Here is a 10425-nt window from a genome sequence, read left to right as displayed (position 1 = left end):
CGCACGAATGCGCCATACAGCTGGAACCGTTTTTCAAAGCAGCATTTGAAGGCGAAAACTTGAAACGACCAATGAGTACCAGAACGACGGCTATCAGTGAAAGTATGAACAAAAAGCTATGCAGTATTAATAGGTCCACAACGAAGTTTCTTTAGATAATGGTATTGATTAAAAGGGAGTATAGAGGGGAGAGGGTCACCCCGTATCCAGCATGCTGTTTATGCAGGGCATCAGTCGGGGGGGATTCTGGCGATATACTTAATTGAACGATTGCTTTAAGCCTGAATTTTACTATAGGCATAAGCGGACGGTTTAGTGGAGAATACATAGATGGAAAATTTTTCAAGGTAAGAAGGAAACAACAGTGCCCAGTGTCCGGGAGCCGAAGTCAAACGCCAATAAATTCAGGGCTTCACTCAAGAACAGAGAACTCCTTCTGGATCTGCAGACGGTGGTCTCTGATCTGGTTCAGACGGGTCGGCTCAGGCCACCTGCAGCTGATGAAATATTGGCTCGTCATCGCAATGCTGATCAACTTAAGCTTCACCCTCTGGAGTACATTGCCTCACAGGCGCTGAAAGATGCCCGCAAAGGCGGCTCTCTCGATCTCGATACGTTGATGCTCTGGCTGGCGAATCTGTCAGGTCAGGAATATTTTCATATTGACCCATTGAAAATCGATGCCACGGCCATTACTCCGGTCATGTCTCACGCTTATGCTTTACGACACCAAATTCTGGCGGTAGAAGTCACGGCTGATGAGATTGTTATCGCTTCAGCGCAACCCTGGCACAGCGGTTGGGAGGATAATCTCAGGCATACTAACCGCAAGGAAATCCGGCGAGTTGTTGCCAGTCCGACTGATATCCGGAGATACACCTCGGAGTTTTATCGACTGGCACGTTCTGTTCTGGGCGCTAATGAACAGAATGGCGTTCAGTCCACTCAGCTGAACAGCTTTGAGCAGATGCTTGAGCTGGGCAATATGAAAGCTCCGGACGCCAATGACCAGCACATTGTCAATATTGTGGATTGGCTGCTCCAGTACGCCTTTGAGCAGCGGGCCAGTGATATCCATGTTGAACCCAGGCGAGAGCAGACTCATCTGCGTTTTCGAATTGATGGGGTGTTGCACCTTATCTATCAGATGCCGGCCAAGGTGGCTACTGCCGTGACCAGTCGTCTGAAGATTCTCGGTCGAATGAATGTGGCAGAGAAAAGAAAGCCTCAGGATGGTCGGCTCAAAACCCGCAACCCGGATGGCAATGAAGTCGAACTGCGGCTTTCAACCTTGCCGACTGCGTTCGGGGAAAAACTGGTGATGCGGATCTTTGATCCGGATGTTCTGGTCAAAGGATTTCGAGAACTGGGCTTTTCCAGAGAAGACGAACGTCGCTGGACTCATATGACTGCGCAGCCCAATGGGATTGTTTTGGTCACAGGCCCTACCGGCTCAGGTAAAACCACCACGCTCTATTCGACTCTGAAAACTTTGGCCACCGATCAGGTGAATGTCTGTACCATTGAAGATCCTATTGAAATGGTGGAATCCAGCTTCAACCAGATGCAGGTCCAGCATAACATTGATCTGACGTTTGCCAGCGGTCTGCGTGCACTTCTACGTCAGGACCCGGATATTATTATGGTGGGGGAGATTCGGGATCTTGAAACCGCTGAAATGGCGATTCAGGCGGCACTGACCGGTCATCTGGTGCTTTCCACTCTGCACACTAATGACGCACCGTCCGCAATAACCCGTCTGCTGGAGATTGGTGTTCCCCACTATCTCATCAAAGCTACGGTTCTGGGTGTTATGGCTCAGAGGCTAGTCAGAGTTTTGTGTCCTTCCTGCAAACAGTCAGTAAAATTCGACAAATCCGGTTGGAAATCCCTCACTCGCCCCTGGTCAGTTCCTGCACCAGCGCAGATCTTTCAACCTGTGGGTTGTGTGGAATGTCGGGATACCGGCTACAGGGGGCGAGCGGGTGTTTATGAGTTAATGCCTATGTCTCAACCTTTGAAGGATATGCTGGCAGAGAATGCCGATATAGAGAGTCTTCGTCGCCAATCTATTAAGGAAGGTATGTACAGTCTTCGTCTTTCCGGAGCTCAGAAAGTCGCAACAGGATTAACAACCATCGAAGAAGTAATGAGGGTGACGCCAGACCAGCAGCACTGACTGGCTCTCAGCTACTGAAGGAAATGCTTGAAGTCTCCCACTGACTATTCGATATTAATATCTTAAGTGACAGTGGAACAGTCGAATAATAATGAAAATACTTACCCTTACAAGCTTGCTTTTATTTCCTTTTGCGGTTCAGGCGCAGAAGGTAATGGAACTGCAACCAGCCGAAGCACCTCAATCATTTGTTGAGCAGATGCAGCAGAATTTTGATCCGGCCGTGGCCGATCTTGTGCTGGAGTCCTATTTGAACAGCCTGCTCAAGGCAAACGCTATCAAAGATGGGGCCAGAAAATCATCCATAAAATATTCTGTAAAGGCCAACCGGGAAGGTGAGTTGGTGGTGACTCGCTATCAGCAACTGGAGCAGGGACTGGTCAGAAACAATAATACCCTGGTAGTATACGGCGTTGGTCATACTTTGGAATCAGACTGTTCCAGCATTGAGCAGCGTTGCTGGATTTTGTACCCCGATAAGGATGAGCGTTGGGTTGAAATAGAATATGCACCCAAAGCCATAAGGGAACTGGCCAAAGGAATGGGATTACTCATCAAGGAACTGCAGAGGTGATTTCAGGCTGCGGACCTTGAATGGGTCAGGCTAAGCATCTCTTTTGCGTGGTTGAGCGTGGACTCGGTCATTTCGACTCCACCCAGCATTCGAGCGACCTCTTTAACACGACGATCGCCATTCAGGCCGACAATCTCGGTGGAGGTTTTGGCATTGCGGACCTTCTTGCTAACGTGCAAATGCTGATGCCCCTGTGACGCCACCTGAGGCTGATGGGTGACACAAATTACCTGACTTCTTTCCCCCAGCTCCCTGAGCATGGCTCCGACGATTTCCGCAGTTCCACCGCCAATGCCGACATCCACTTCGTCAAAGATCATACTGGGGATATGAGAGGTTTGAGCGGTTATCACTTGAATGGCCAGACTGATTCTGGACAGTTCACCACCAGAAGCTACTTTGGTTAATGCTCTGGGTGGCTGACCCGGGTTGGTCGTTACCAGGAATTCGATGTCTTCAGCACCATTGGGTGAGAGAGTGCTGCTCTCTACCGGTGTCAGGGCAATGACGAACTGTCCGTGGGGCAAGCCCAGCAAGGCCATACGCATGGTGACTTTTTTCTCAAGCTGTCTGGCTGCAGATTGACGTTTTCCGGATAGTTTTTCGCTTTGGTTCTGAAACTCGGATTTCAATTCGATCAGTTTTTGTTGTAACGCTTCAACTCGTTCATCGCCGAACTGGATGCTCTCCAGCTCAGAGCTGAGGGTGTTTTGTTTTTCCAATAACGCTTCGGGCTGAACCCTGTGCTTTCTCGCAAGGTCGTATATAGCGCTGAGACGTTCATCCACATCCTGCATTCTGGCCGGATCAGCATCAAAATGATCAATGAAGTGATTGATTTCCCCTACCGCTTCCTCGACCTGAATCTGGGCAGAGGACATCATCTCCAATGTGTTGCTGATGGCTGGGTGATCCATGTCCAGATCGCCCAGACGCTGCAGACAGACAGACAGTTGCTGGAGAATGTTGCCGGTCTCATTGTCGGAGCAAATAGTGTTGATCTCATGACAAACCGAAAGAGTGCTTTCAGCATGGGATAACTGTCTGAGTTCTAGCTCAAGCTGTTCCAGTTCTCCTTCCTGAAGTGACAATTGTTCAAGTTCCTGAAGTTGATAGCTGAGCAGTTGAACTCTTTCATTCTGTTCTTTGCGGTTATGGGCCAGTGTATTCAGCTCATGATGCGTCTGGTTGAACTGATGAGCAATGCAAGCCACTTCGGAGGCTAGTTTTTGTAGACCGGCATAATCATCCAGTAGCAGTCGATGGCTGTTTTTTTTCAGTAACGACTGGCTTTCATGCTGGCCGTGAATATCAATTAACCGCTCACCAATGCCCCGAAGATCGGCAAGGGGAGAGAGTGTTCCATTGATATAGGCACGGGACCGTCCTTCTTTGGTAATGACTCTGCGGAGGATGCACTCATCATCACTGGTCAAATCTTTTTCCCGGAGCCACGCTTTGGCCGCAGAGCAATGACTGATATCAAAAGAAGCCTGTATTTCAGCTTTGTCCGTGCCTTGACGAACGCAATGACTGTCGGTTCTGTCACCCGTGGCCAGACCCAGTGCATCCAGCATGATGGACTTGCCAGCACCGGTCTCGCCGGTAATCACAGTCATTCCGGATTGGATGTCCAGATCCAGCTGGTCAACGATGGCAAAGTTGCTGATGGACAATTGGGTCAGCATGATGAATACCCGCTAGTGTAGCGTGACTGTTTATATATACAGTAACCTGATGTGAGACATTCGTAAAGTTGGAGCTAAAAAAAATACTCTGATTACGACCAGATTGAGACCAGAGCATGTTGTGATTTTGTTCTGCAGATCAGTGTTTTGCGAAATGATCGGTTGCGTTAAAAAAACTGTTTGCAGGTCTTGAATCCAGATTTCGTGACCCAATATACGTTTCATCAAACGATTTGACTCCCGGTCGGAGATTCTGGAATGACAGTAGAAAACAGCAAACCTGATGAGCAGGAAATGGAAGAAGCCACCGAACAGCAGGCAGAAGAAAACTTGCTGAACGAAGAAGGTGGTGTTGAGCTGGACAGTGAAGGTGATCTGACCGACGGCCTTGAGAGTCAGCTGGAAGCGCTGAACGAAGAGCTGGCCAAAGCGAAAGATCAGACTCTGCGCGCTGCTGCTGAGATGCAGAACATCAAGCGTCGCGCTGAGCAGGATGTTGAAAAGGCTCATAAGTTTGCCTTGGAAAAATTTGTTGATGCGCTGATTCCAGTGGTTGATAGCCTGGAAAAAGGAATAGAAAGCGCTGAACAGGCAGAAGGAGCCCACGAAGCTCTTATAGAAGGCATGAAGCTAACACTGAAGCAGTTTCTGGATGCACTGGGGCGCTTTGGGGTGGAGCAGGAAGATCCGAACGGACAGCCTTTTGACCCGAATTTCCATCAGGCTATGTCCATGGTTCCGAATCCCGATGTTGAAGCCAACACCGTGATTGATGTCTTTCAGAAAGGTTACAAGCTGAATGGCCGTCTGATTCGTCCAGCCATGGTCGTCGTTTCCAAATAGGTGATTTTGTTGAGGAATATTCAAAAAAAGAATGTTTCAACAGCCTTGAAATCAAATCAATTGATCCCATATTGATTTCAAAGGCCAAAAACAGCCGCTCACCACTTATTGGCAAGCGGCCCTCAGCTGAAGAATTGAATTACAGAATTGAACTAAAGAATTTCGCTCTGCAAGCAGGGCAATGGAGAGATTGAACAATGGGTAAAATAATCGGTATTGATCTGGGAACCACCAACTCTTGTGTATCCATTCTGGATGGTGAAAAAGCCAAGGTTTTAGAAAATGCTGAAGGCGGTCGTACCACGCCTTCCATCATCGCCTTCACAGACGATGGTGAGACTCTGGTAGGGCAGCCAGCCAAGCGTCAGGCCGTTACCAACCCTGATAATACCCTGTTTGCCATCAAGCGCCTGATCGGTCGCCGTTTCAAAGACGATGTGGTCCAGAAAGACATTCAGATGGTTCCTTACAAGATTGTTGAAGCTGACAACGGCGACGCATGGGTTGAAGTTAAAGGTGACAAAAAAGCACCACCTCAGATTTCTGCTGAAATCCTGAAGAAAATGAAGAAGACCGCTGAAGACTATCTGGGCGAATCTGTTACTGAAGCGGTGGTTACCGTACCCGCTTACTTCAACGATGCACAGCGTCAGGCGACCAAAGATGCTGGTCGTATCGCCGGTCTGGACGTTAAACGTATCATTAACGAGCCCACTGCTGCTGCCCTGGCCTATGGCATGGACAAGAAGCAAGGTGATCAGACCATTGCCGTATACGACCTGGGTGGTGGTACTTTTGATATCTCTATTATCGAGATTGCTGATGTCGACGGCGAGCACCAGTTCGAAGTACTGGCCACCAACGGTGACACTTTCCTGGGTGGTGAAGACTTCGACATGCGTATGATCGACTACCTGGCTGAAGAGTTCAAAAAAGATCAGGGCATCGACCTCAAAGGTGATCCTCTGGCCATGCAGCGTCTGAAAGAAGCCGCTGAAAAAGCCAAGATCGAGCTGTCTTCTGCTCAGCAGACGGATGTTAACCTGCCTTACATCACTGCCGATGCAACTGGTCCTAAGCACCTGAACGTTAAAGTAACCCGTTCCAAGCTGGAGTCCCTGGTAGAAGATCTGGTTCAGCGCTCTCTGGAGCCATGCCGACTGGCGGTAAAGGATTCTGATCTGGATCTGTCTGATATCGACGAAGTCATTCTGGTAGGCGGTCAGACCCGTATGCCAATGGTTCAGGAAAAGGTGGCTGAGTTCTTCGGCAAGGAGCCTCGTAAAGACGTGAACCCTGACGAGGCGGTTGCTATGGGTGCTTCCATCCAGGGTGCGGTGTTGGCTGGCGACGTTAAAGACGTACTGTTGCTGGACGTCACTCCGCTGACTCTGGGTATCGAAACCATGGGTGGCGTTATGACGGCACTGATCGAAAAGAACACCACGATTCCGACCAAGAAGTCGCAGGTGTTCTCTACTGCTGATGACAACCAGAGTGCTGTAACCATTCATGTCTGCCAGGGTGAGCGCAAACAGGCATCTGCCAACAAGTCACTGGGGCGTTTTGACCTGTCTGACATTCCACCGGCTCCACGTGGCATGCCTCAGATTGAGGTCAGCTTTGACCTGGATGCTAACGGTATCCTCAACGTTTCTGCCAAAGACAAGGCTACTGGTAAAGAGCAGTCTATCGTGATCAAAGCGTCTTCCGGCCTGTCTGACGATGAAATCGATCAAATGGTTCAGGACGCTGAAGCAAACGCGGCTGAAGACAAGAAGTTCGAAGAACTGGCGGCTGTCCGTAACACGGGTGATGGTCTGGTACATGCGACGCGCAAGACTCTGGAAGAAGCCGGTGATAAGGCAACGGAAGAAGAGAAGAGTGCGATCAACGAAGCTTTGACTGCTCTGGAAGAGGCTCTGAAGGGGGACGACAAGGATCTCATCGAAGAGAAATCCAAGGCTCTCTCTGAAGCTTCTGCTGGTCTGGTTCAGAAGATGTATGCAGAAGCCCAGCAACCCGGCGCTGAAGGTGCACAGGAGGCTGAATCTTCTTCCGCTGCGGATGACGCCGTAGACGCCGAGTTCGAAGAAGTGAAAGATGACAAGAAGTAAGCCCATTCCGCGCTGCGGTATGAGTTGATTTGGCGGCGCGGGAGCTTTCTCCCGCGCTGTTGTGTTTAAGAGACTGTCTGAAAGGTTTCGCCGATTTTCCAAACAGTCTCTGATTCAATAAATCGGGATCGTTCCCGATGTATGAAAGCGATTTGGATTATTTCGGTCAGGTGATCTGACGGAACCTGACCACAGGGTGTTACTAATGGCAAAACGTGATTTTTACGAAGTACTGGGCGTAGAAAAGGGGGCCTCTGACAAGGAGATCAAGAAGGCCTATCGCCGTATGGCTATGAAGTTCCACCCTGACCGTAACCCCGATGACAAAGAAGCGGAAGAGAATTTCAAGGAAGTCAACGAGGCTTTTGAAATCCTCTCTGACGATCAGAAGCGTGCCGCCTACGACCAGTACGGTCATGCCGGTGTCGATCCTAACATGGGCGGTATGGGTGGTGCTGGTGGCTTTGGTGGCGCTGGCGGCTTTGGTGACGTCTTCGGTGATGTTTTTGGTGATATCTTTGGCGGTGGTGGTCATTCCCGAAGCTCCGTTCAGCGCGGTGCTGATCTGCGCTATCAACTGGAACTGAGTCTGGAAGAGGCGGTTAAGGGTACTACCAAGAAAATCAAGATTCCTTCTCTGGTCGGTTGTAAGTCCTGTGATGGTACAGGTGCCAAAAAAGGGACTTCTCCTGTGACTTGTAGCACTTGTGGTGGTGTGGGTCAGGTGCGTATGCAACAGGGCTTTTTCTCTGTTCAGCAGACCTGTCCTGACTGTCACGGTACTGGCAAGATGATTAAAGACCCTTGTCGTGAGTGTCATGGTGAAGGTCGGGTTCAGGAATATAAGACGCTGTCTGTTAAGATTCCTGCCGGTGTCGATACCGGTGATCGTATTCGTCTGGCGGGTGAAGGTGAAGCAGGCGTCAATGGTGGTCCAGCCGGAGATCTCTATGTTCAGGTCAGCGTGGTAGACCATCCGATCTTCCAGCGTGATGGCAAACACCTATACTGTGAAGTGCCCATTACCTTTGTTGATGCCGCCCTGGGTGGCGAGCTGGAAGTTCCGACCCTCGACGGCCGGGTAAAACTCAAGATTCCAAAAGAAACCCAGACTGGCAAGTTGTTCCGTCTCCGCGATAAAGGTGTCACGCCAGTTCGTGGCGGCAGTCGCGGTGACCTGATGTGTCGTGTGGTGGTAGAAACACCCGTGCATCTGACCGAACGTCAGAAAGAGCTGATGCAAGAGTTGAAGGAAACCTTTGTCGCAGAAGGTGAACATCGCCAGTCTCCCAAGAAAACGTCCTTCTTTGAAGGGGTTAAGAAGTTCTTTGACGATATGTCGTCCTGATCAGTTTGCCAGATTGAAAATAAAAAAGTGGCATTAGCGCCACTTTTTTTGTGTAGCCTTCTTCATCTATGGCGTACAGAAATATTTCTCGTATTCGCCAAGAAAGTATTGATGGTCAAAGAGCTCTGTGATCATGGCTCCCAGTCCTTCGTTTTTGTTTCTGAACGGGTTCTTTAGCATTTGCTTCACTATTAGAAACTCCCAAAAACCAACCTTTGGACTATCGATATCACTATCGAACCTTGTTATGTCAATGTATGTGAAAATCAGGCGATCTTCTTCGGCAATGACGACGGTGTTCCAAGCATGGTTTTTACATGTTGAAAACAACTTATCGGTCAGGTAAACATTTGCCAGTACGTCAGGAAACAGTTGTTTCAGTTGATTAAAAACAACCATCCCCAATACCGTGTATTTATCACAGTCGCCAATCCCTCTCCGCCAAAATTCAACTATCGGACGTTCTTTTGAGAAAGTCAGCTTCAGCTCGCCTTCATCTACTTTTGCGTAGTGAAGCTTTTGTGTGACAATCAGTGCTGTCAGGTAGAGCAAACTATAAATCGTTGGTTTTTTTGTTGTCTGTTTGACTATGTCTTCAACGTACTTGAAAATCTCCTCCTGATCGTTCGTTGAAAAATAGTCCATGGTATCGTATGTAAATAGTGTGTTAAGCCGGAAAAATAGAGCTTTTGGAAGTGGAATAGGCTCTTTTTTACTGTGGTAGTCTACAAGATTACCCAAGTACTCAAACTCAAGGTGGGTTGTGGGGTAGGCAGCACAAGTCTGTTGGTCAGAGATTAGAGATGGGTAGGTGTCCAGGTCAATGCCGCGGAAGTAGAGAGAAGTCGCATCTTCCAGTCTTATGTTTTTACTCACGGCTTCATGAAGAAAATCAGCAGGCACTTTTGAAAAATAGAGTTTTTTTAAATCATAGGCTGATCCGGTGAGTCCCTTGTATCTGGGCAAATCTTCTGTCGTTAGCCCGTGTTCGAACGCTTCCTGAAGGTTAGTATGCGCAAAGTCAGTCAAGACAGAGATGCCGTTTTTATTTAAGCTGCCCGCGAGATCAGAAGGTATTCCATATTTAGCGTAAGCGATAATACGGGTGGCTGAATCAATATCGGCCTCGACGTAGCGATTGGCCGTTTGGGGTGTTAATCCCGCCTTGAGAATCTTTTCTATAAAAATCTCGTCACCCGCTACCCTGGGATGAAACGATGCAACTATATCCGAAGTGATGTTGCGTTGGGTAAAACGGTGAATATCATATGGGCTGACCATTGGGGCTTCTTGAGCAAAAAGTAGGACTTCTTCTGGTGTGGTTCCCACTTCTATGAGGTACTTAATATCATAGTCGACCAGCCCGGCGCTCAAGTAGGGCTCTTTTTCTTGTTCTGTGATATCAGCTTTGACGCAGAAACTCGTCGTTATGATTAATGCAGTTAACAGCTTGATGGTATGGTTTAAAATGTTCACGAGCGCACTCCTTTTCAATCAGGTTTCATGACTCACTGAATGTTAGAGTTTCGGAAGAGTGATTAGTTCCCTGAGATGAAAGCCAGACTGGACAAAAAAGTGGCTTTAGCGCGGCTTTTTTGTCCAGTCTTCTTCAATACGGCGCACAGAAATATTTCTCGTATTCGGTAAGAAAGTATCGCAAATTGAAGTATTTTGAG

Annotated in this window: 7 protein-coding genes; 5 read left to right on the top strand and 2 right to left on the bottom strand. The window is 48.6% G+C overall.

The window, feature by feature from the left end:
- Positions 1-451 precede the first annotated feature (451 nt).
- Entirely contained in the window at positions 452-2179 is a 1728-nt protein-coding gene (locus KDK18_RS02625) for a GspE/PulE family protein (RefSeq protein WP_257252992.1), read from the top strand.
- A 91-nt stretch (positions 2180-2270) separates the two neighbouring features.
- The gene (locus KDK18_RS02620; RefSeq protein ID WP_257252991.1) at positions 2271-2753 is read left to right on the top strand and encodes a hypothetical protein; all 483 of its coding nucleotides are present in this window, start codon (positions 2271-2273) and stop codon (positions 2751-2753) included.
- A 2-nt stretch (positions 2754-2755) separates the two neighbouring features.
- Here the strand turns inward: KDK18_RS02620 and recN are convergent, their stop codons facing one another.
- On the bottom strand, positions 2756-4441 hold the full coding sequence (gene recN / locus KDK18_RS02615) for a DNA repair protein RecN (protein WP_257252989.1): 1686 nt from the start codon (positions 4439-4441) through the stop codon (positions 2756-2758).
- A 258-nt stretch (positions 4442-4699) separates the two neighbouring features.
- Here recN and grpE point away from each other — a divergent pair, with 258 nt between their 5' ends.
- The 3 genes from grpE (at position 4700) to dnaJ (ending at position 8749) form a co-directional block, all read left to right on the top strand.
- A complete protein-coding gene (gene grpE / locus KDK18_RS02610; protein WP_257252987.1) occupies positions 4700-5284 on the top strand; it encodes a nucleotide exchange factor GrpE in 585 nt (194 codons plus the stop codon).
- A 197-nt stretch (positions 5285-5481) separates the two neighbouring features.
- Complete coding sequence (dnaK, locus tag KDK18_RS02605) at positions 5482-7401, top strand: molecular chaperone DnaK (RefSeq protein ID WP_257252986.1); 1920 nt, start codon at positions 5482-5484, stop codon at positions 7399-7401.
- Between the two features lie 205 nt (positions 7402-7606).
- Positions 7607-8749 carry a molecular chaperone DnaJ gene (gene dnaJ / locus KDK18_RS02600; protein ID WP_257252985.1) on the top strand — a complete coding sequence of 381 codons (1143 nt, stop codon included), beginning with the start codon at positions 7607-7609 and terminating at the stop codon, positions 8747-8749.
- A 66-nt stretch (positions 8750-8815) separates the two neighbouring features.
- Here dnaJ and KDK18_RS02595 read toward each other — a convergent pair whose 3' ends face one another.
- Positions 8816-10225, bottom strand: a complete 1410-nt coding sequence (locus KDK18_RS02595; RefSeq protein ID WP_257252984.1) for a hypothetical protein — start codon at positions 10223-10225, stop codon at positions 8816-8818.
- Positions 10226-10425 lie beyond the last annotated feature (200 nt).

The organism is Endozoicomonas sp. SESOKO3 (assembly GCF_024606255.1).
This window is presented reverse-complemented; position numbering and strand designations above follow the sequence as displayed.